A 22,500-nucleotide genomic window follows, 5' to 3' on the forward strand; every position below is an offset into this window, starting at 1 on the left:
CGCTCGCACCATGCAAGCGCCTTTCCTCCGAAACTTCAGGACCAATTCACATACATGGTCTTCTTGCGCAGATAGCCGTCGAAGCCGTGCTTGCCGTCTTCGCCGCCGATCCCTGAAAGCCCCCAGCCGCTGTGGAAGCCCTGGACGAGCTCTCCGTTCGTCCGATTGAAGTAGATCTCACCGAATTTGAGCTCATTGGTCAGCCGCATCAGACGACGCAGATCCTTGGTGTAGACAAAGGCGGAGAGACCGAAGTCGGTGTCATTGGCGTTTGCCAGTGCCTGCTCAAAGTCGTCAACGACCATGGCAACCGCCACGGGGCCGAAGATTTCCTCCCGCATCGCTGGGTTGCCATTGGACGCGGTCAGAAGAACCGTCGGCGCCATGAAATGACCCGACTTTAGCGGCCCGTCGGTGATCGCTCCTCCACGCAGAAGGACTTCGGCCCCTTCCCCGACACTGCGAGTGATGATTTCCTCGACCTTGGACACTTCGCCGGCGCTGATCTTCGGGCCCAGATCCGGATCCTCGAGCGGCGGCGCGATCGTCAACGCCTTCACTCGGGCCACGAACTTCTCAAGGAACTCCTCGGAGATGGATCTGTGCAGATACATGCGTTCGTTGCAGGTGCAGATCTGCCCGCAATTCGTGAATCGCGCCGTGACCGCACTCTCGACAGCCGCGTCAATGTCAGCGTCTTCCATGACAATGAACGGCGCCTTGCCACCCAGTTCAAGGCGCACGACCTTGATATCATCGGCACCGGCCCGATAGATCTCCCGCCCTGCCCGGGTCGATCCGGTCATCGTCACCATGTCCGAAAGCTCGACAAGCCGGCTGCCGGCGACGCGCCCGTCGCCGGTCACGACATTGATCACGCCAGCGGGAAAGCCGACCTTTTCGGCAAGCGCGGCAATAAAGAGCCCCGATAGCGGCGTGAACTCGTGAGATTTGAGGATGAAGGTGTTCCCCGCCACGAGCGCCGGGCCCAGCTTGCGGGCAGCAAGCGCCGCCGGATAGTTCCAGGCGGTAATCCCTGTCACGACCCCATGCGGGACGCGGCGAACCCAGACTTCCTCGTTGCGCGCATCGGAAGGCACGATCTCTCCTTCGATGCGGCGCGCCTGTTCGGAGGCATAGCGGAGAAATGTGGCCGTCGCACCGACTTCTCCGCGTGCCTGCCCGATCGGTTTGCCCTGCTCCATCGTGATCAGTTGGGCGAGCAACTCCGCATGGTCGATCACCTGGTCCGCAAGCAGCGCCACCAGCCGTCCGCGCTCTATGGGAGCGAGAGCTGCCCAACGAGGCTGGGCCAGACGCGCAACGGCAACAGCCTCCTCGGCCTCCGCCGCCGATGCCATGGGCGTAAAGGCGATCTCGGATCCGTCCGCCGGATTCTCGACCGTCTGCTGGCTACCTGCCGATCCTGACACCCACCGCCCACCGACAAACATCTTTGTTTGGACCGCCGAACCGCCGTGGGCCAGCTCGGCCAATTCAATCAACATATCGCATCTCTTTGGTACGACGAAAACTAGGGTGATTAAGGCTTAATGCGCCACTTTCGTCAAGTCAGCCGTCGTAGAAATATTTTTAGTCATACCAAACTTGGGGATCTTGCGCCGTAGATCGCTCCAAACTACAAAAGGCTATGACCATAATTGAAGATGACTTGAGCCCACACAGCGACAAGCGAGCCGCATCGAACGTCATCCGTTCCCTGGAGCGCCAGATCGTTTCCGGCGAGCTTGCTGACGGCGCCCACCTGCCGTCGGAGCGCGAGTTGATGGAGATCTACGGCGTGAGCCGCACCGTCGTTCGGGAGGCTGTGACGACACTGGCAAGCCGCGGCCTGCTGGAGGCGAGGCCGCGCTATCGCCCGATTGCGAGGCGTCCGGGCTACGACACCGCGCTCAAGGCCGTCGAAGGTGCGATCGGTCATCTGCTGACGGAACCGGACGGGATCAAGAACCTCTTCAACTCCCGCATCTTCCTGGAGATGTCGCTGGTGCGGCATGCGGCTCTGCACGCAAAGCGCGCTGACATCGAGTCGCTGAAGCAAGCGCTGGATGCCAATGAGGCGGCGATCGGCCAGTCAGAACGCTTCTACGCAACAGATGTCGCGTTTCATGGGGCTCTGTTTCAGATCCCGAGAAACCCGGTGTTTCCGGTGATGCATATGGCCTATGTCGCCTGGCTTTCGCCCCACTGGCGCAAGATGCCAAGCATGCCGGAACGCAACGAAACGAATTTCCTGCGGCATCTCGAGATTTTCACGGCGATCCAGAACCGCGATCCGGAGGCGGCCGAAGAGGCCATGCAGGCGCATCTCGTCTCAGCCTGGGAATTTGTCCGCGGGACGTTTCGCTGAACACTCATCCAACTGGAGCATGATCTGGTGACCAAAACCTATGACAACATCGTCGTTGGAGGCGGAGCTGCAGGCTGTGTCGCCGCGGCTCGTCTCGTTGCAGCCGGTCGCCGCGTGCTGCTCCTCGAAGGTGGCTATTCTAACAGACATCCCCTCCTCGACATGCCGCCCGGCATATTCAAGATGATCAATGGCAGTCGCTACATGCACTACCACACGACCGATCCCCAACCGCATCTCGATGGCCGTGCGCATGACATCCCCCAAGGCAACGTCTTAGGGGGCGGCAGTTCCGTCAATGCTCAGGTCTATATTCGCGGCAGACCCTCGGACTACGAGGCGTGGAACGATGTCTTGCGCGGCAACAATGACGGTGCCGACTGGAGCTGGAACGCGGTACTCCCTCATTTCAGGGGCATGGAAGACAACAACCGCCTGCTAAACGAACGTCACGGCACCGGTGGTGCACTCAAGGTTTCGGATCCTGGTCATATCGACCAAATGTCGAGATGGTTCGTCCAGGCGGTGCAGAGTCTCGGGGAGCCATTCAACCCCGACTTCAATGGCACCTCCCAGCGGGGTGTCGGCTTCTACCAGTTCATGAACCGCGCCGGGAAGAGATCGAGTTCGGCCTATGCCTTCATCGAGCCCTTGCTCAATGATCCGAAGCTGGACCTGAAACTGCAGGCACGGGTCGACAAAATCATCATCGAAAACGGCCGTGCGAAGGGTGTCCAATACCAAGACAAGACTGGAACCATATCCGTGGCGCTGGCGGACGATGCTGTCGTTATGAGTGCAGGCGCCCTGATCACGCCGAAGCTCCTGATGCTGTCAGGAATTGGCCCGGCGGACGAACTGAAAGCACATTCGATCGGCGTGGCGCTAGACCTGCCGGGAGTTGGCGAAAACCTCGTTGACCACCCCGAAGTACCCATGATCTCGACCGCTAACGGCAAGTATGGCTATCATCGCCAGGGCGATGGATGGCGCATGATCCGCAACGGTTTGCAGTTCAAGCTCTTTGGCTCAGGCCCAATCACTTCGGCCGGGGTCGAGGCGGGCGCTTTCGTCAACCCGGGCAACCCGGATGGCGACCCCACGATCCAGGCCTTCTGCGTTCCCATTGTCTACCTGGACCGCGATACGCGAAGCCTCGTCGACGACACCTATGGACTGACGATTACGACGGTGGTGGTCAAACCGAAGTCCAGGGGACACGTCCGCCTGCGGTCGGCGTCACCGTCTGACAAGCCGCGCGTTTCACCCAACCTGCTGAAGGATCCGGCGGACATGCGCGAAATGATTGCAGGACAGCGGTTCTTCCTTCGGGCCTTAGAGGCCACGCCGCTTAAAGAGCGGATCAGCAAAGTAGCCGTCCCCTCGCCGACCGATCTATCGGACGCTGCGCTAGAATTGCACTGCAAGCGCTTCGTCAAGACCAACTATCATCCCGCGGGAACCTGCAAGATGGGTGCCGATGGCGACCCTATGGCAGTGCTGGATTCGCGAATGCGCGTCAGGGGGATCGACGGCTTGCGGGTGTGCGACATGTCCGCCGTGCCAGACATCAACGCTGGGAACACGGCAGCTCCGGCAATGATGCTGGGCGACCGATGCGCGTCATTCATACTCGGTGGCAATTGACCTGGCTTTTATGAGCGGCATCTTTTTCATTGTTTTGGGATGAGGCCTCAAGGGGCAGGTGAAGCGCGAAGCCACAATAGCTGCTTTAAGCGCGATCGAGCACCGCGTTTATTGCCGATATGAAGGCGCAAAGGTGCCATGGGTAAAAGCTCGCGTTACCTCCGGCTTGATGTTTCCGAGCGGAAATAATTGCGCTTTCCCGCCATATTGACGTGGGCCAAAGCCAGGGCGCACAAAGATGGCATCCACGGTCGCTCGCGACGGAAAAAAACATATGGAAATCAAAGGCATTATTTCTACGCCATTGAAATCATGTGAGAATCCAGCCCCTCCGATCAACCTGCCTGTCTTCATATTTTTCAAGGGCTTAGCCGACCGGTCCCGGAACAGTTCTCCGTATCACTTTTCCGGAGCATGCCGACCCCTTGTCGGCGGACAGTGAGCGCCCGACATCGACAGATTGTTTGAACTTGCCGTTCTCGTCGCGGCCAATGTAGCGTTTGTCGGTTCGGGTATCGATAAGCTCACGTTTCGACATCAGCGAGATCGCGGCGGACCGGTGGGGCGCTCGCCTGGCGTTTCGTTGCCCGCAACGAGAAAACGGAAAAATCGCTGCGTTCGCCATCTCGGTCATGTCCGTTTGACACGCCGCGACCTCGACACTGAAACCATAGGACCGTAGGAATGTTCCTGGATTCGGAAGGATACCGACCAGCGTTCACCCTGACAGCCCTGGCGGCAAATATTTCGTGGCCAAAGGTCGGCTCTGGCGAAATAGCAACCCGCAGCTTCCCGATGATGACCGGGAGCCTCTGGTCGGTGAACTGATGACCGCACGGTGAGCGGTGCGAGATGCAAAAGAGATGCTCGACGAGATGGCACGACCGCCACAGCGTGTTCACAAGCCGAAGGTCGAGCTTGGAGGACGTGGACCGGCCTGTTGTACCGGCGGCGAACCAGATCAGACCCAAAAGCTTGTCAAGAAATCGACCTACGCCAATTGTACTTGGAGGCGATGTAAGTGGACCAAGAAGCACCTTGATGTTGGCTCTGACAGCAGGGTCGGCCCATGCGTCTCTTATGTGTCGTCTCGAGCTTTCAGGGCGTCGGAAAGCTTGGTCTTCCGGGGATCCTGGAGATTTTCGCCCACCGCGTCGCGATCGATGTCCGGGTTATCCTTCGCCGGCAGGTATCCTGACGGCCGGTTTTCCTGGGAGCCTTCCCAGCGAGGGGACTGATCCGTTGTACCAGGCTTACCGTCTTCTGGCGCATTCTTGCCCATTTTACTGCTCCTTAAGATTAAGTGATGTCCCCCATTAACTTTGCTCGCCCAGAACCGTTCCCACGGTGGGCTGCCTCGCACATTCGCTCGCGTTTCACGAGTTCCATTCGCTTCAGGCGTGCTTTGCGGCGAGCTCGCCATGCGCGAATTGCCGTCCATTCATGGGACAGTCGATCAAGGGGGCCGATCCCTCGTTCTCACCCAAGGAAGCACACATGAGCCAGTCTAAAACAGTGACAGGTCCAGAGCTGCGGAACACCGACACCAGCGGGCGGCTGTGTCGTATGTCCACCTTCGGAGCACGAACTATTGGAAAGAAACAATTTCAGATCAACACTATCCGTGCCGCCCTACCCCAGTGATCGCCAGCGTCCACCCAGGAAAACCACGTTGATGGATCCGCTTCCGGACCATGGCGATTGAACCTATCAAGGGGGCGCTCGCCTGCAGAATAAGGTGGCACTGATTATCGGTGCGGATTCTGGCATCGGAAAAGCGATCACCACTGCCGTGCCGCGTCGGCGAATAATGCCCAACTCTCAATTCGTACACTGGGCCTGAGCCGAAGCTGCCCTTCGCAGCAGGCATAGAAACCACTGCGGATCGGCGTCTGTTTTTGGAGTTCCGGGAATAGGCCTTCTATGGCGACAATGAAGGTCCATAACGGAAATCATTTCCGCAAGGGGTCCAGAGACCGTTCGCTTCTGTTGTGAGAACCACTGAAGGGGACCATGAAGACGCAATCCCCCCTTTCGTCGGGAACATTGCTCTGATCTTCCAGTTTGGTGATGATAGGCCTCGAGGCTAGGTCTCCCCATCTTCCAAGTCCAGCCAGGCGATTGGCAGCTCTTTGTCAGATTGAGAAGGGGTCAGGCAAATTCGTAGCCGTCCCTGAATCAAACGAGGCTCTTATGGCTTCTTCGTCAATCGTTGCGATCGGCGCATCTGCGGGTGGCGTGGTAGCCTTGCGTTCACTCGTTGCCGGGCTTCCAGCCACATTTCCCGCGCCTATTCTGATTGTATTGCACATTGGTGCACATCGGAGCGAGCTCCCTTCCATCTTGTCGGGTGCGGGTCCCATACCCGCCAAACATGCACGAGACGGTGACGCGATACAGGCAGGACAGATTTACGTAGCCCCACCTGATCGGCACATGATCGTCGTCGACAAGGTTATCCGCCTGTCCCGAGGGCCAAAAGAAAACTGCGCACGGCCGGCCGTGGATCCGCTGTTTCGGAGCGTCTCTGAGAACTATGGTAAAGACGCGATCGGGGTCGTGCTTTCAGGGAACCTGAACGATGGGACGGTTGGCCTGCTTGATATTAAACGAGCGGGAGGCATCGCAATTGCTCAAGCCGCTTATGACGCGGCGTACCCAGACATGCCAACGAGCGCGGCCTCATATGTGAAACTGGACTATTGCCTTCCGCTAGCAGATTTGCCGAATTTACTCACATCGCTAGTTCAGGAGAACCACAAAAAGGAGGCTGCGTTGACCAAACGTCTTCCCCCATCGCCCCCGGATACCGTCGATAGCGGTGTATTCGAGCGTCCCGTAACTGTGACATGTCCCGATTGCGGCGGCGCACTACAAAGATATGAGCACGGATCGATCGTCAAGTTCGGCTGCCATACAGGCCATACCTACACCGCTGAAGTGATGGCATCAGCCCAGTTTGACGAAATGGAGAAAGTCATGCGCGCCGCGATCAGATTCTTGAACGAGCGCGCTGAATTTTGCCTGCAAATGGCAGAGTGTTCTCTTCCAGCGAAGAGCGACCTTGCGGCCGAATGGCACCAGGCGAGCAAACAGGCGCTGGATCGCGCGTATAAGCTGCGTGATCTTGTGGAACAGGACTGGCTCACCCCTGAAACGGCAGCTATCGCCATAGGCGTCCAGACAAGCAAAACATTGGCTAATTGAGCTTTATTTGAATCTTATAATATTTGTTCGACTGCAAGGCGCAGATCGGAAGCCTGATAAGGCTTGCTAAGCACTGGATGGCGGCAATACTCCTCGAGGATGCCTTCTTTTCCGTAGCCAGTCGCAAATGTAAACGGTATCTCCCGGGCGATGAGAATGTCGGCGACAGGAAAAGACTGACTGCCGGCAATGTTCACGTCCAGTATAGCAAAGTCCAAGGCTGCGTGTCGCGCGAAGTCCAGCGCCTCCAAGATTCGCGCTGTGGGTCCAACCACCTCGTGCCCCATTTCGAGAATAACGTCTTCTATTTGCATCGCGAGCAGAACCTCATCCTCGACAACGAGAATTCGCAATACTCTCGTATCGACTTTCGGCGGTTGCTCAACGGTCATTACTGTTCTCATCGCATGGGAGCATCGATGGTGCACACGACACCGGAGTGCTCGTACTCAACGACCACTGTGCCGCCAAGTTCCATAGCCAATGCGCGTTCAATCAATCTCGAGCCAAATCCTTTGCGCGTGGGCGCATTGACCGGCGCCCCCCCCGTTTCAGACCAGCGCAGGATGAAACGACGATCGTTGCCCTCCCCTTTCAACTCCCACACAATGTCCACGTGACCTGCGTCGGTGGACAACGCCCCGTATTTGGCTGCGTTCGTGCACAGCTCATGAATTGCCATGGATACCGCCAGAGAAGCACTGGGCTCCAACCTGACGTGTTCGCCTTCGATCCGAAAGCGATCTCCTCCTGCATGCGGCTGAACCGTGTCGGTGATGATGTTTACGAGGTCCGCTCCATCCCAGTTTTCCCGGGTCAGGAAATCATGAGCCTGTGCAAGGTTTAGGAGGCGCGCGCCAAACGCGCCGCGTGCTTCTGCAACAGTGGAAGCGTGGCTGAGGGTTTGGGTTGCGATCGATTGGACAACCGCCAGTGTGTTCTTAACCCGGTGATTGAGCTCCCCGACCAGGACCTCCCGGTGTTGCTCAGCGCGTCGGCGATCTGTGATGTCCTCAATTGCAACGAGGATCAGTTCCTCTCGACCCCCTTCTTGTGGTAATCGCGATGCAGTCAGCAACATGGTTCGCAGGCCGGTCAGTCGAAACTCTTGCTGGACCTCGAAGTTGTGTATTTCATCTCCCTGAGTAAGGACTTTTTCCAGAAGCTCTCGGAGAGGGGGGTTATTCCATTCACCTGTTCCCAGCGCAAAGATCAGGCGTCCCTTGGGCTCTTCGTCAAAGACAGCAAACAGCTCGCGAAATGCGGTGTTGGCGGTCTGGACCTGCAGATCTCGGTTCAGAACAAGCAGGGGATGTTGGACAGTTCGTACGATGGTTTCCGCATACACACGCGCGTCGTTGACCGCGTCCGCGTCACGCTTTCGTTCAGTGATGTTGTGGAAGGTTATAACCACCCCTGCGATCCGATCATCCTGCGTTCGGTAGGGGAGCATCCGGCGCGAATACCACCGCCCCGAATGGCTTCGGATTTCAGCCTCGATTGTTGATAGTTTTTTCAGAACCGCTTCAGCATCTCGCAGTAAATGTTCGTCGGAGAATTTCTGCGCGAACGTTGCGATGGGGCGACCGATGTCTGAAGGGCTCAGATCGAACAGGTCCTTGCTGGCAGGCGCAAACCATCTGACGCAAAAATTCTCGTCGAGAAAGACGGTTGCGGTCTCGGAACCCGCCAAGAGATTGTTGAGATCGTTCGTGGTGTTTTGAAGTTCGCTGATTTTGTAGTGCAACTGGCTGTTGACGGTGTTCAACTCTTCATTGAAGGACTGCAGCTCCTCTTTTGACGTCTCAAGCTCCTCGTTGTTCGACTGCAGTTCCTCATTCATCGAGATGGCTTCTTCGCTGGAAGCCTTCAGTTCTTCATTTGTGGCTTCCTGATGTTCAATCGTCGCTTGCAGCTCGGCCCGGACTGCCCGCAGCTCTTCCAACAGGACCTGTTCGCGATCAGAAGCAACCTCACCGCTTGGATTGTTCGGCGGCGGCGGCAGATTCGGGCGTGGTACAGCGCGTGTGAAGCTGATCAATATGAAATTGGCGCCTTGTGGCGGCCCTGGCACGGCTACCGCTGTAATGGTGATTGGCATACCGGGACTGCCGTCTCGAAGGACCGCGTCGACCGAAGCGGACGTCGTCGCTTTGTTAGCCTCTCTGATGGCCGCGCGGAGGGCTGGGGCCAGCCCGTCGCGGGCCATCATGAACAGATCCCGTGTCGGTTCGCCGGCCGGCTGTTCGAGATAATCCCTTGTCGTTCCGTGAAAATATAGGACACGCGCTTTTTCATCGATCAGAACCGAGGCGGGAGCATACCTGTCGAGAAGCGCACGGCGAGCGAGCTCTCCTGCCGGAAGCTGCGTCTCGTGCGGTGAGATGAGCTGCTTGTCGATCATCTGCGTCCCTCTTGCCTTTTGCGGCGCCGGATACCCGACAGACGTGGGCCGTGCCGCACCCCGCTTGCGATAGATTCGCCACTTCTTCGAGCTGGTATCGAATAACTCTTCCTGCCGACCGATCGTTTCCGCATTGCCGAGAAAAAGATGTCCCCCCGGCCGTAAGCCGAAATGACACAGAGAGATGATCCGCTGCTGGGCATCTGGATTTAGATAGATGAGGACATTCCTGCAGGTGATGAGGTCAAGCCGAGAGAAAGGGGGGTCGCGAAGCAGATTATGTGACGCGAACACGACCATATCGCGCAGTTCTTTGGTGACTTGGAATGTGCTGTCCTGTTTCTCGAAGAACCGATTTATCCGCTTTGCTGGAAAAGCAGCCAGTGCAGCCGATGGATAAACGCCCTCGCGCGCTATTCGCAGATTTTCGTCCTGCGCGTCTGTCGCGAATACTTTCAGCTCAAAGTGCTTCCCGCACGCTTCAGCCAGCTCCGTCACAAGCATGGCGACCGAATACGCTTCCTCGCCAGTGGCGCATGCAGCCGTCCATATCCGTATGGAGCTACCCACTTCCCGTTCGGCAATGATTGGTCCGATGACAGATTCGCCCAGAACCCTCCATGCATCCGGATCACGAAAAAACCCTGTAACGCTAATCATCAAGTCTCCAGCGAGCGTAGAGACCTCTTTTGGGTTCGCTTTCAGTTCCTCCAGATATTGATCCAGCGTATCGATATTTCGCAGGCCGAGACGCCGATGAATGCGTCGGCCGAGCGTCGAGTGCTTATAGCCGCGGAAGTCGTAGCCGCCTCGGGCGCGCAAGACATCCAGGATCGTGGTCACCGTCGCCTGGCTTGCCGCTGAGACAGTGTCAATTTTTCCTGCATGTGAGGTGTATCCGTGGCGCAAATAGGCAATTATCGCATCCGGCATGGCCTCAGGGGCGAGAATGTGATCTGCCATTCCGGCTAAAATCGCGCTTGTCGGCATACCGTCAAATTGCGCCGACTCCGGCATCTGTACCAGGCTCATGCCACCTTCGGCCCGGACCGCACGCAGTCCCTCCGTTCCATTGCTACCGGTTCCAGACAAGACGACTGCAATCGCCTTCTCACCTTGGTCGCGCGCCAGAGATGTGAAGAGCACATCGATCGGATGACCATGTTTTGCCGAGGGTTCCGTGATGTGCAGCATGCCATTGCACACAATTAAATCGGTAGCTGGAGCGATGACGTAGATGTGGTCCGGAGCGAGAACCGTACCGTTTGTCACCTGCGTCACAGGCATAGCCGTATGGGCGCTCAAAACCTGCGCAAGCTGACTTTCCAGCTCTGGATCGAGATGTAACACGACGACGAAAGAGCATCCGTTGTCGACAGGCATCGCATCAAAAAACCGACCCAGCGCCTCGATGCCACCCGCAGATGCACCGATCCCTACCACAGGCAGATTCAGTTCTTGTGAAAGTGAACGGTCTTCAACAACGCCAATTGCGCCAGGTCTGGCACCGCCGGACCTGTGGACGTGGCCAGGCACTTGGCTGCCACTCGGATCCATTTTAGTCATAATTGCCAATCCGCCGGTCAAACCGGGCGGGCCACTGTCCGCATGTCACAGGATAAGACTGGACTAAGGCCTAAATTACACTCGCACACCAGACCCAACGCCGCAAATCATTCCTGTAATCCAATACAGCCGGCAAATGCGTCAGATGCCCCCGGATAAGCATCGCCTTGAAATATCTTCTGCTCGTCAAAACCGACTCCCCAGCTCCCAACCGATCAGCCAGCAGCGCCGTCTGAGAATGTTCAAAGGAGTGGGTGCTGAGTTTTACCGTTTTTAACTATTGAGAAGTCGCTGGTTAAGCGGCGCCAGTCATTGCTCTTGCACGGTCTGCAATTAGGCGATGATCATGCTTCATCCAATCCCCCGTCCTTTGACATATCCGATCGGCCCGGATGAGGCGGAACGGTGTGCTGCCCTACATGAACTGGGCATCCTCGACACTACGCCAGACAAGAATTTCGACGCCGCCGTCCGCCTCGCCTGTTCTTCGTTCGACGTTCCGGTTGCTCTCGTTGCGATGCTCGACGAACAGCGTGAATGGTTCAAGGCCGCGACGGGGTGGGATGCAAAAGAAGCGCCGCGCGAATTGGCGTTCTGCAACTACACGATCCTTCAGGATGACGTTTTCGTTGTCGAGGACGCCGAACTCGACGCACGATTTTCGGGGAATCCCCTGGTGAAGGGGGAGCCTGGCGTCAGGTTCTATGCCGGCGTGCCGGTCGGATTGAGCGACGAGCATCACCTCGGCACGCTCTGTATCGTCGACACCAAGCCGCGAACGTTGAGTCTTGAAGACGCTGAACTCCTGCGGACGCTCGGGCAGATCGTCTCCAATCTCCTGCGCCAATTTCATCAATCCCAGATCGAGAGCAAGCTCCGCGATCAACTCGATGCCGAGCGTGCAGCAAACACGCAGAGAGAGCTTCAGCTTCGCGACAAGCAACATCTTCTCGAATACGCATCCGAACTCGCCGCGCTGGGTTCATGGGAATACAATCACAACACGGGAAAGATTGTCTGGGGGGCCGAAACGCGCCACATCCTGGGGCTGAAACCTATGGAAAATGTCACTCTCGAAGCTGTGCGAGGCCTCTTCACAGGCGAAGACGAACTGAGATGGCAGCGCGAGTTCGCCAGGTTTGCAGCGTCCGCCACCTCCCTGCTTTTCGAAGGTCAGATCCACACTCCGGATGGCATGGAAAAGTGGATCCGGGTGCTCGGCAAAACCGAAAGCACTGGAGGAAGGATCGCGAAGTTCGGTTTGTTGCAAGACATCACCAAGGAACGGGAAACCCGCAAGCGACTCAACGATATGGCGGCGCGTGACAGCCTGACAGGGCTTTCCAATCGCTTCAGCCTCCTCCAACAACTGCGCAAGCTGCAGGGCGATGAAACGCCATTTTCATTCGTCATGCTCGATCTCGATGGCTTCAAGTCAATCAACGATACCTTCGGGCATGCGGCGGGCGACAAGTGCCTCAAACGCATCGCGCGCAAACTACGGATCCTGGAGGCGCATGGTGCCTTTGTCGCACGTATCGCCGGCGACGAATTTGCAATTATTCTCCAGATCCCCGGTGACCGCCGCGGGCTCGAGAGACGCATCGGCAAAATTGTTACGGCACTTGCATTTCCCATGCGCTTTCAGGAACAGACAGCCAATCTGACCGTCTCTATGGGCGTGGCGATACGAAGCCACGGCGCGCACTTCGATCCAGAAGCGTTGATCGCAGAAGCCGACATGGCGCTGTATGAGGCCAAGATCCAAGGTCGTAATCGATATTCATTCTTTCGTTCAGAAATGAGATACCTGGCGGAGAAGAAGGCAAAGACGATCGTTGGCATTCGCAAGGCTCTAAGGAACGGCGAGCTAGAACTGTTCTATCAGGCGAAACTGCTGCTCCGCGACAATAGCCCTGCTGGACACGAAGCTCTGCTCCGCTGGCGACGCAAAGACGGCGGCGTGGAAACCCCCGAAGCGTTTCGAGGGGCGTTGGATGATCCGCTACTCTCTGGAGAGATCACGACGTTTGTCGTGAGATCGGCCCTCGATCAGGCGCGCGAATGGATCGACAGGGGTGACGCAAATGTGTCGATCTCAATCAACATCGGCCCCCACCAATTTCGCGACAGCAACTTTCCGACCTTCTTGCTTGCAGAGATCAGGCGGCGGCACCTTCCTGCGTCCGCCATCGAGATAGAAGTAACGGAAGATGTTTTCCTGGGGCGCGATACCGGCGAGGTTCTCCAGACCTGTCGAACCTTCACAGAATCCGGGCTGAGGATTTCTTTCGACGACTTCGGGACAGGTTTTGCGTCCCTGACGCACTTGTTGGATTTCCCGGTCAGCGCCATCAAGATCGATCGGTCGTTCGTCAGTCGGCTGGAAACTGAGGAGCGTGCCGCAGGCTTTCTGAAAGCAGTGTGCGACCTGGCGCATTCGCTGGCTATCGAAGTCGTCGCAGAGGGAATCGAAACCATCGAACAATGCGAGCTACTTAAGTCAATCGGCTGCGATTACGGACAAGGCTACCTGTTTCATCGCCCCAGCCCGGCGAGAGAAATCTTCCCAAAATCGTAATCAGGAAACCGCAGTATGCAGTATATATACGACCCCATCAGTAAATCTGTCACTATTACGTCAGATGATGATGCCGTTATTCTAACAGGTCCTTTCAAAAATAAACGAGCAGCACTCCACGCTGCGAAAAAATACAACAACAAAACCACCGATAAATCTACTGATATCGATGGAAATTCAAAGTAATTTACTCGCAGTGAGAGATACATGCTATTGCTGTGCAAGTGCCCCTGGTACCAAGAGGTGGCAGCGCCGACCAGTTCACTCAGTCAGTTGCAATTTGGCTTCCAGCGATGAAGGGAGAAAATCGTGGGAGCGTGAAATGTTGAAGATACTTCTGGTCGAGGATGACCTTCTGGTGGCAAAGGCGATCAAACGTGACTGGCCCATCCCCTCAGACCGGATCGACGTGATACAGACATATGCAAAATGCGCCCGCCTCGTCGCAAGTGAGCAGGTCGATGAATACGACGTTCTGATCCTGGATATGAATCTTCCAGACGGGAACGCGCTGCAGATCCTGCGCGAGTTGCGTTTTCGATCCCAGTTACCGGCCATCGTCATTTCAGGCGGCGGAAGTCCGGAAGTGCGGGCCAACACCCTGGACCTCGGCGCAGATGACTACGTGATGAAACCTTTCTCGATTCGCGAGCTACAGGCGCGCGTTTCCCGCGCAGTCCATCGTCTGCGGGGGCATGAGACCGTGGACAGAGTTTTCACCTTCAGGAACTTTCATTATTCGCCGGCAACGAAGGTGTTGCAGTCGCCGGACCGCGAATTTGTTCTGACCGACATGGAGTCACGCCTGCTGTTTCAACTGATGAATACGGCTGGGAAGGTCTGCAGCCGGCAGCACCTCTCGGAAGCGGTGTGTTTTCGTCCCTTTCGCAGTGATGACAAGACTATCGACATTTACATCGCACGCTTGAGGGCGATCTTCTCGAACTTCCTCGATGAGGATGTGATCGAAACGGTCCGGGGCGTGGGCTATCGATTTCTGCTCAAGCCCGACCGGAACGACATGTAACGTCGAAGCACTAGCCTAACGCCTTTTTTATAGCCCTGAGCAGTTCGTCGCGTGAAAAGGGTTTGGTCAGGGAGACGTCAGCGCGCACCGATGCTGCCGTCCATCTAGGATCCGCAGCAAAGCCCGACATGACGATGACAGGTATTCGGGGGATCGCCTGAAGGCAGGCGGATGCGACCTCAATCCCTGTCTCGGCGCCTGGCATTGCCAGATCCGTCAAGACGAGCTTCGGCCTCATCTTCAGCAGCTCTATCGCTTCAGCACCCGTACCCGCCTCGGCATGAGTCACATCCAGTCTTGTGAGTAAGCGCGTAACTTGACGACGAATGAGGGGGTCGTCGTCAACGACCAATACATCAAATCCATAGGCGATATCACCGGTGGCTCTGGTGACGCCAGAACGAGCGGCTTGCTTGGCACTTCGCACCCTCTGGGGAAGGAACAGCCTGGCAAGGGTACCCCCACCGGGCGCCGATTGCAGCATGATGTCGCCACCGGATTGCCGTGCGAACCCCTGCACCATGGAGAGGCCCAGGCCGGAGCCTCCCTGACCAGCCTTTGTCGTGAAGAACGGATCGAAGATCCGTGGCAAATTCTTCGAGCTGATGCCCACACCGGTGTCGCGTACACTTATAGAGACATATTTTCCGGGCATTAGCGCAAGGTTGGCAAGCGTCTCGGCATCCTGCTCAACACGTGTCGTGACCACGACGCGACCTCTCCCCTCCATGGCATCACTGGCGTTCTTGATCAAGTTCACCAGAGCTGAGGTCAATTGCGCAAGATCGACGTCGGCAGTCAGGCTTCGGCGACTGTAGTCATAATGGATCTGGACATCCTTCCCGACAACCGTCTGAGCCAAGCGCCCGATCTGCCGAATGGCGGCATTGACGTCGACGGACATAGGCTCCAGGTTTTGTCGGCGCGCATAGGCCAAGAGTTGAGATGTGAGGTTAGCCGCACGGCTGGATGCCGTCAGAATGTCGCTGACAACTTCCTTTTGATCGAGATCGGCGATGCAAGCCTCAAGATGTTCGGCAGCGCTTACGATGACGGTTAGGAGATTGTTGAAATCGTGCGCGATACCGCCGGTCATCTGCGCAATGCTTTCGAGGCGCGAACGCTCGGCGCGCTCCCGCTCTACGTTTAACTCCTGCGTCCAGTCCCGGAGTATGGACATCGACCGGCGCTGTCCCGACCGGAGACCCGAGAGAATGGAGGTGATCTCCAGAGTGACGGGACGTCCGGATTTGTGGCGGAAAACGAGCTCGCCTTTAAAGACCTTTTGCTGCGCCCGCTCGCTTATGGCGGACATGACCCTTTCGTCATCGGCGAAAAAGCAATCGTCTCGCCGCATGCCGATCATCTCTTCGGCTTCATAGCCGAGCATGGCACAGGCCGCCTTGTTGACACCAATGATGGTCTCGGTTCCTTTTCCGTGCATGTCCGGTGACGAAAAAACGACACCATCGAGGGTATTTTCAAACAAGAAGCGATAGACGAGATCGCTCTGCGCAAGCTCGTCTTTTATGTTACCCAAAGTGATCAGATGTTCGGTCGCCACCCGAAGACGCTTGTCGAGCTTGAAAAGGAGATCGGTCAGACTTTCTTGCGTCACGAGCGCGGATGGCCGCAGCACAAGCGTCTTTCGGCTGTGACCATCAATCGACGTGAAGGTGACATAGCCTAGAAAGTCCGCGTGTTCGGAACCTGCTGACGTCTCTTCCAACGTGACGACGCCGAAGGCTGGACGTTCCGGCACAGCGGTAATCGCCGACAGAATTCTGTCCTCGCAGCCGCCTTCGCATCGGAGCGACCATTCCACCGGGTGACCCTCGGTGTTTTCCTTGAAGACCAGTGCGGATTTCGCATCCAGTACGTTGTCTTCGACCGTCTCCTTCAACTTTGTGCTGATCGGATGGGGGTCTTCAGGCGCTGCCTCGATGATTAAGGTGGTGAGCGGTCGCCGGCGCATATCGATCGCCTCTTGTGTCGTCTCGACGGCAACAGACATGACACCCTCGACACTGCCGTCGGCTGCAAAGATCGGACTGTAGCAAAAGGTGAAATAGCACTCTTCCACGCTCTGTGATTTTTGCAGTGGCAAGAGATGATCTCGAAACAGATGGGGTTGTTTCTCGGCCTTGACGCGATCGAGTGCTGGCTTCAAAAACTCCCAGATTTCGGGCCAGCTCTCAACGGCCTTGGCCCCGAACGCCCCCGGATGCTTGTCGCCGTAAATCCGGTTGTAGCCATCGTTGTAGATTTGGACGAGATCATCTCCCCAGGCAAGCCAGATCGGGAACAGAGATCCCAAGGCTGTCTGGACAACCGCCCTTCGCTCTGCGGGCCAGTCTTCAATAGCGCCAAGTTCAGTCTGCGACCAATCGAACTCGGCGAGCAATCGAACATTTTCCATCAGGAGCCTCAGCGGTTTTAGCGAACCCCACCCTCAGAGACGCAAATATCGAGGTCTTCAAGACGGTTTTTCATCAACTTGTATTTTACCGTTTTTAACAATCCCGCCACCTTTTATTTCCGGCTCCGGTCCAGCATCAGGCACCATAATGTGTCGGATATTGAAGATGAACAAACATTACTTGTCGAAAGTCACAAACGATCATGATCGGCGGGCGAGCCAAAGATACCGGTGCAAGGCCGTGATCCGCCTTCTTTACAAGCACTCCGCAAGACGACCGATCGCATCCTGTCGCGCTGTCATGGTAGATGTATCTCAGGCGGGTGCGTTGCTGGCGACCACGTTGAGCGATGTGCCGGACAGCTTCTACATTGTCATCGGAAACTTCGAGTATTCGATTGGCTGCGTGGTTGTGCGCAAAGATGGAGGCAAGATGGCCGTCGAATTCATCAAGGAGCAACCCCGGAGGCTCATCGAAGCTTTTGCGATGTTGTCGTTCCCCATGGCGCCACTCTTCAGCATGAGCGATTTGTTGAAGAACCGCATGACGCAAGCTGCGCCTTAAAGCACCGGGGTATCTGCCGGACTGGTGCACCCCATCGCTCCTGCCCATACCATCCCTTCGTCGCCCTGATAATCAGGAAGAAGCAACATATCGTCTATCGCCTGAGCGTCAGCTTTTTGAGATTGGGGATAGAGGTGAGCAACGACCGAAATGAAGGCTTCTCTGCTGCTTGAGTGTGTCAGCCTCACCTCTGACTTGGCGCTGCCGAGCGGAAATAATTGCCGCCCTCGCTCCATGTTGAAGTCGGCCCAAAGCCAGGGCACAAAGATGGCATCCACGATCGCTCGCGGCAGGAAAACATAGGAAAATCAAAGGTGACTTTTCTAAGCCTTTGAAATCATAAGAGAATCCAGGCCCTCCAGACAGGCCATTTTAGGTCGGTTTTGCGCGTGAATCTGGCGGCTGTTTCTCACAGATAAAAGCGACGTCTTCTCAAGAATTTGAAGAATTCTGAGGGCCGTTCATCAGGCCATCCTTCGTGCTTAAACGGGTCTCGCGAAAATGGCTGGGGACCTGGTTTAGGGCTTCATTCTGAGAGTTCACTCTTCTTGGCGGAGGGATGCCCTCATTTCAAACCGGCAATGTCGACATCTGATGCCTGATCTTTAGGTCTCCTTGGCGAGCGGGGCGAACGAAGCCAGTCAAGGTGCAATGGAGACCCGTCGCGATCCCAAGGCGAGCGCTCAAGTTGAAACAGTATCTTTAAGCATCCGGAGCTGGCGAACCTCTATCGGTGTTGCCAAAAGCCGATCGACTTGAGAGAGAAAAGGCGTGAGATACGGCACGGCCATATGCTCCAAGAGGGCTTCTGGGCAGGTCCAGTTTTCGTAGAACACGAAAACGCAGGGATCATTCAGGTCGGCATACAGGTCGTAATTGATGCAGCCAGGCTCAGCGCGGGTCGGTGGGATCTGAGCGACGAGCAAGGAAGCCAGTTCGTCCCTAAATTCGGGACGAGCTGTGATGGTGGCAACAACCGTCAGCGTCATGATGCCATCCTCTTCTGGCTGAGCGCGACGGCAAGGATGATGATGCCACCGCGAGCGATCAGTTGCTGGCTGAACTCGAGACCCATCAGGATGAGCCCGTTGTTGATGAGGCCGATCATCAGGGCGCCGACAATGGTGCCGATGACGGTTCCCCTGCCGCCGAAGAGGCTCGTGCCGCCGAGCACCGCCGCGGCGATGACCGAGAGTTCGTCGCCCTCGCCGAGCTGGAAGCGGCCGGATTGAAGGCGCCCCGCATAGAGCATCCCGGCGAGCGCTGCCGCGAGCGAAGAGATGACCAGCACCTTGAACTTGATCGCCTTGGTGTCGATTCCGGAATAGCGTGCCGCCGTCTCGCCGCCGCCGGTCGCGAGCACCCGCCGACCGAAGCCCGAGCGACGCAACACGATATGGCCGATGCCGCCGAAGACTGCCATCCAGAGCATAAGCACCGGCACCGGCCCGAGATTGCCGCCGCCGAAGAGCCAGGAATAGCCGGGCGACAGGATCGGCACCGCGGCTGTCGCCGATATCCACATGGCGACGCCCTTGGCTATGCCCATCATGGCGAGCGTGGTGAGGAAGGACGGAATACCGATGCGGGTGGTGAGCCAGCCGTTGAACATGCCGACGGCGAGCCCCGTGGCGATACCGGCGCCAACGCCGACGATCGGCCCGCCTGCGGCGATGCCCATCGCGACTGTGACCGTCGCAAGCCCTGCGACCGCGCCGACCGAAAGATCGATCTCGCCCGCCGAGAGCACGAAGGTCATGGCGATCGCCATGACGGCGATCATCGCCGTCTGCCGGACGATGTTGAGCAGGTTGTTGGGATTGAGGAACCCCTTGTCTGCCAAGGTCACCGCGAAGACCAGGAAAATGACGACGAAGCCGATATAGATGATGTTCTGGCGCCAGTTGGCGAAGAAGGCGTTAGCCATGGGAAACCTCCTGAACCGCAAGGGCCTTTTGGATTTCGATCTGGAGCCGCTGCTCTGCGGCCTGGAGACGGTGGGCAAGGTCATCGGCGGGCACGGACGGATCTTCCAGCGCCTCGCGCGGCAGATCCTGGTGCACGCGCCCGTCAGCCATGACGAGAATGCGATCGCAGGCCGTCAGCAGTTCGGACAGCTCGGACGAGATCATGATGATGCCTCTGCCGGCGGCTGCGAGTTCCCGCACCAGGCGAATGATTTCGGACTTGGAACCGATATCGATGCCCGCGGTCGGTTCGTCGAGGATGAGGATGTCGGGGTTGGTGGCGAGCCACTTGCCGATGACGACCTTCTGCTGGTTGCCGCCCGAAAGCGTCGAGACCGCATGGTCACGGCTCGCCGTCTTTACGCGCAGGCGCTCGATTTGTGCGTCCGTCAGGTCGTTCGCCGCCTTGGTATCGACGAGGCCACCCTTGGATAGCCTGTCGATGACGGCAAGGATCATGTTGGAGGCGACCGAATGGTCGGGGATGATGCCCTGCGTGGCGCGCGCTTCCGGCACCAGCGCGACACCAGCGGCAATCGCATCGCCCGGCTTGCGGATCGTGACGGCGCGGCCCTGGATCCGGATTTCGCCCTTGGCTACCGGATCGATGCCGGCCATGACCCGCGCCAGCGACGAACGGCCAGAGCCGAGCAGGCCCGCGAGCCCCAACACTTCGCCGCGATGCAGCGTCAGGGAGACGTTCTCCGGCTTGTGGCGGCCACTGACATTGTCAAGTTCCAGCAGCACGTCACCTTTCACGGCCACGCCGCGCTCGACGTCCGACAGCCCTTTCGAGCGCCGGCCGACGATGTGCTCGATCATCGTGTCGATCGGCAACTCACTGAGCGGTGCGGTGATGACATGCCGTCCGTCGCGCAGGATCGTCGCGCGGTCAGCAATGCGGGCGATCTCATCCATGCGGTGGCTGACATAGATGATGGCCACGCCCTTTGCTTTCAGCTTGCGCAGGAAGACGAAGAGGCGCTCGACATCGGAAACGGCGAGCGCCGTCGACGGTTCGTCCAACACCAGCACGGTCGCATCCTGCGATATGGCCTTGGCGATCTCCGTCAGTTGCTTCTGGCCAGCACCGAGATCGCCGACCAGAGCCTTCGGATCGACAAAGACGTCGAGCATTGCGAAAATCTCCGCCGCACGCTTCTCCGCCTCATGGTCGTCGATGAGCCCCGAGCCGGCGCGATATTCCCGCGTCAGGAAGATGTTCTGCGCCACCGTCAGCGTCGGGACGAGGCTCATTTCCCGGTAGTTCATGGCGATGCCGGCAGCCCGGGATGCCTCTGGTGAATGGGTGGACAGGGGCATACCACCGACCTCGATGGCGCCCTTGTCCGGCCGGTGAACACCGTTCAGCACCTTGAGGATCGTCGACTTGCCCGCGCCGTTGCCGCCCAGCAGCGCATGGACCTCGCCGGGCATGACCTCGAAGGACACGTCGTCCAGCGCACGCACGCCGCCGAAGGTCTTGGATATGCCGGTCATGCGGACCGCAGCGGCGCTCGCACTCATCCCACCTTCTCCCACAGCCCGGTCTCACCGGAGCGGATGAGGGCGTCGGCGACGAGTTCCGTCAGCAAGCCGTCCTCGAAGTTCGGGCTCGGCTGCCGGTTCTTCGCGATGGCCGAGAAGAAATCATAGCATTCGACGATCTTCGTTTCAGAATAGCCGATGCCGAGGCCGGGGATTGGCCAGAGGCCGTTGCCATAGGGATGGGCCGGGCCGGTATAGACGGTTCGGAAACCGCGGGCATCTGCCGGGTCGTCAGCGAACATTACCTGAAGCTCGTCGCGGCGCTCGTAGTTGAAGTGGATCGAGCCCTTGGTGCCGTGGATTTCCAGCGTGATGAAGTTGTTGCGGCCATAAGCGTTGCGGGTCGCTTCCAGGCTGCCGATCGCGCCGCCTTCGAATTTCAGCATCGACACGACTTCGTCGTCGACATCCACCTCGCCGCGTTCGGCATCCGCGGCTTTCTCCGCTGCGCCGAGCTTGTCGACACCGCCCTGCTGCAGCGGTCGCGTCTTGTTGTAGGTCGTCGTGATCGCGTTGACCTCTGCGATCGGGCCGACGAGATAATGGGCGAGATCGACGACATGGGTGGCGATGTCGCCGACCGTGCCGGAGCCGGCAATCTTCTTCTGGAAGCGCCAGGAGAGAGGCGAATCCGGGTCGGCCGACCAGTCCTGCAGATAGGTGCCGCGGAAATTCAGGATCCGGCCGATGCGGCCCTCGTCGATGTACTTCTTCGCGAGCGCAACGGCCGGTGTGCGGCGATAATTGAAGGCCACCATGTGAATGACGCCGGCGGCTTTCACCGCTTCATGCATCGCCCTCGCCTCTTCGACGGTGCGGGCGAGCGGCTTTTCGCAGATGATGTGCTTGCCGGCCTTGGCGGCCGCAATGGCGATCTCGGCATGCACGTTGTTCGGCGTGCAGATATCGACGACGTCGATATCCGGCCGGTGAACGACAGCGCGCCAGTCCGACGACGCTTCCTCGAAACCGTAGCGCTCGCGCGCTTCCTCGGCCATGCCGTCGGTCACATCAACGACGACCTTGCGGTGGGGAATGGCCGGTGCGGGCCAGAAGAACATTGGCATGGAGGCATAGGCCATGGCATGCGCCTTGCCCATGAAGCCGCCACCGATCATGGCGACGTTCATCACTTTGGTCATCGGTTTTCTCCTGAAAATGCTCGCCCCTTGGGCGCCAAGTTCGATTACCGGCAAAG

Annotated in this window: 17 protein-coding genes; 7 read left to right on the top strand and 10 right to left on the bottom strand. The window is 57.8% G+C overall.

The features are described 5' to 3' along the window. Positions 1-35: 35 nt before the first annotated feature. The gene (locus E9677_RS01755; RefSeq protein WP_205910086.1) at positions 36-1,508 is read right to left on the bottom strand and encodes an aldehyde dehydrogenase family protein; all 1,473 of its coding nucleotides are present in this window, start codon (positions 1,506-1,508) and stop codon (positions 36-38) included. 164 nt (positions 1,509-1,672) lie between these two features. On the opposite strand from E9677_RS01755, the gene E9677_RS01760 reads away from it, so the two are divergent. Both E9677_RS01760 and E9677_RS01765 read left to right on the top strand, forming a co-directional pair. Next, positions 1,673-2,371: an FCD domain-containing protein gene (locus E9677_RS01760; RefSeq protein ID WP_235882829.1), complete on the top strand. Its 699-nt coding sequence runs from the start codon at positions 1,673-1,675 to the stop codon at positions 2,369-2,371. A gap of 27 nt (positions 2,372-2,398) precedes the next feature. Further along, a complete protein-coding gene (locus E9677_RS01765; RefSeq protein WP_136556378.1) occupies positions 2,399-4,018 on the top strand; it encodes a GMC family oxidoreductase in 1,620 nt (539 codons plus the stop codon). A 1,078-nt stretch (positions 4,019-5,096) separates the two neighbouring features. Here E9677_RS01765 and E9677_RS01775 read toward each other — a convergent pair. Next, the gene (locus tag E9677_RS01775; protein ID WP_136556380.1) at positions 5,097-5,300 is read right to left on the bottom strand and encodes a hypothetical protein; all 204 of its coding nucleotides are present in this window, start codon (positions 5,298-5,300) and stop codon (positions 5,097-5,099) included. A 911-nt stretch (positions 5,301-6,211) separates the two neighbouring features. Here E9677_RS01775 and E9677_RS01780 point away from each other — a divergent pair. After that, entirely contained in the window at positions 6,212-7,225 is a 1,014-nt protein-coding gene (locus E9677_RS01780) for a chemotaxis protein CheB (protein WP_168801091.1), read from the top strand. 14 nt (positions 7,226-7,239) lie between these two features. Here the strand turns inward: E9677_RS01780 and E9677_RS01785 are convergent, their stop codons facing one another. Together E9677_RS01785 and E9677_RS01790 are read right to left on the bottom strand one after the other, a co-directional pair. Next, positions 7,240-7,617, bottom strand: coding sequence for a response regulator (locus E9677_RS01785; protein ID WP_136556382.1), 378 nt, complete (start codon positions 7,615-7,617; stop codon positions 7,240-7,242). Between the two features lie 8 nt (positions 7,618-7,625). Then, positions 7,626-11,195, bottom strand: coding sequence for a CheR family methyltransferase (locus tag E9677_RS01790; RefSeq protein ID WP_136556383.1), 3,570 nt, complete (start codon positions 11,193-11,195; stop codon positions 7,626-7,628). Positions 11,196-11,541: 346 nt separating this feature from the next. Between E9677_RS01790 and E9677_RS01795 the strand changes: the two genes are divergently transcribed. The 3 genes from E9677_RS01795 to E9677_RS01800 all read left to right on the top strand — a co-directional run bounded on the left by E9677_RS01795 (position 11,542) and on the right by E9677_RS01800 (position 14,803). After that, positions 11,542-13,776 (top strand): sensor domain-containing phosphodiesterase, encoded by a 2,235-nt coding sequence (locus E9677_RS01795; RefSeq protein ID WP_168801092.1) that lies wholly within the window; start codon positions 11,542-11,544, stop codon positions 13,774-13,776. Positions 13,777-13,791: 15 nt separating this feature from the next. Next, positions 13,792-13,962: a hypothetical protein gene (locus E9677_RS25375; protein WP_205910087.1), complete on the top strand. Its 171-nt coding sequence runs from the start codon at positions 13,792-13,794 to the stop codon at positions 13,960-13,962. A 136-nt stretch (positions 13,963-14,098) separates the two neighbouring features. Beyond that, a complete protein-coding gene (locus tag E9677_RS01800; RefSeq protein ID WP_168801093.1) occupies positions 14,099-14,803 on the top strand; it encodes a response regulator transcription factor in 705 nt (234 codons plus the stop codon). A 10-nt stretch (positions 14,804-14,813) separates the two neighbouring features. Here the strand turns inward: E9677_RS01800 and E9677_RS01805 are convergent, their stop codons facing one another. Further along, positions 14,814-17,222: a hybrid sensor histidine kinase/response regulator gene (locus tag E9677_RS01805; RefSeq protein WP_136556386.1), complete on the bottom strand. Its 2,409-nt coding sequence runs from the start codon at positions 17,220-17,222 to the stop codon at positions 14,814-14,816. Positions 17,223-17,388: 166 nt separating this feature from the next. Between E9677_RS01805 and E9677_RS01810 the strand changes: the two genes are divergently transcribed. Continuing rightward, positions 17,389-17,787, top strand: coding sequence for a PilZ domain-containing protein (locus E9677_RS01810; RefSeq protein ID WP_136556387.1), 399 nt, complete (start codon positions 17,389-17,391; stop codon positions 17,785-17,787). Here E9677_RS01810 and E9677_RS01815 read toward each other — a convergent pair. From E9677_RS01815 to E9677_RS01835, 5 genes are all read right to left on the bottom strand, one after another. Next, the gene (locus tag E9677_RS01815) at positions 17,784-18,065 is read right to left on the bottom strand and encodes a hypothetical protein (protein WP_136556388.1); all 282 of its coding nucleotides are present in this window, start codon (positions 18,063-18,065) and stop codon (positions 17,784-17,786) included. The genes E9677_RS01810 and E9677_RS01815 overlap by 4 nt on opposite strands. A gap of 405 nt (positions 18,066-18,470) precedes the next feature. Next, positions 18,471-18,776: a putative quinol monooxygenase gene (locus E9677_RS01820; protein WP_136556389.1), complete on the bottom strand. Its 306-nt coding sequence runs from the start codon at positions 18,774-18,776 to the stop codon at positions 18,471-18,473. Further along, positions 18,773-19,714, bottom strand: coding sequence for an ABC transporter permease (locus tag E9677_RS01825; RefSeq protein WP_136556390.1), 942 nt, complete (start codon positions 19,712-19,714; stop codon positions 18,773-18,775). The genes E9677_RS01820 and E9677_RS01825 overlap by 4 nt, the downstream gene beginning before the upstream one ends. Next, a complete protein-coding gene (locus E9677_RS01830) occupies positions 19,707-21,281 on the bottom strand; it encodes a sugar ABC transporter ATP-binding protein (protein WP_136556391.1) in 1,575 nt (524 codons plus the stop codon). The genes E9677_RS01825 and E9677_RS01830 overlap by 8 nt, the downstream gene beginning before the upstream one ends. After that, a complete protein-coding gene (locus E9677_RS01835) occupies positions 21,278-22,444 on the bottom strand; it encodes a levoglucosan dehydrogenase (protein WP_136556392.1) in 1,167 nt (388 codons plus the stop codon). The genes E9677_RS01830 and E9677_RS01835 overlap by 4 nt, the downstream gene beginning before the upstream one ends. Positions 22,445-22,500 lie beyond the last annotated feature (56 nt).

The organism is Peteryoungia rhizophila (genome assembly GCF_004912145.1).
Classification (GTDB): Bacteria; Pseudomonadota; Alphaproteobacteria; order Rhizobiales; family Rhizobiaceae; genus Allorhizobium; species Allorhizobium rhizophilum.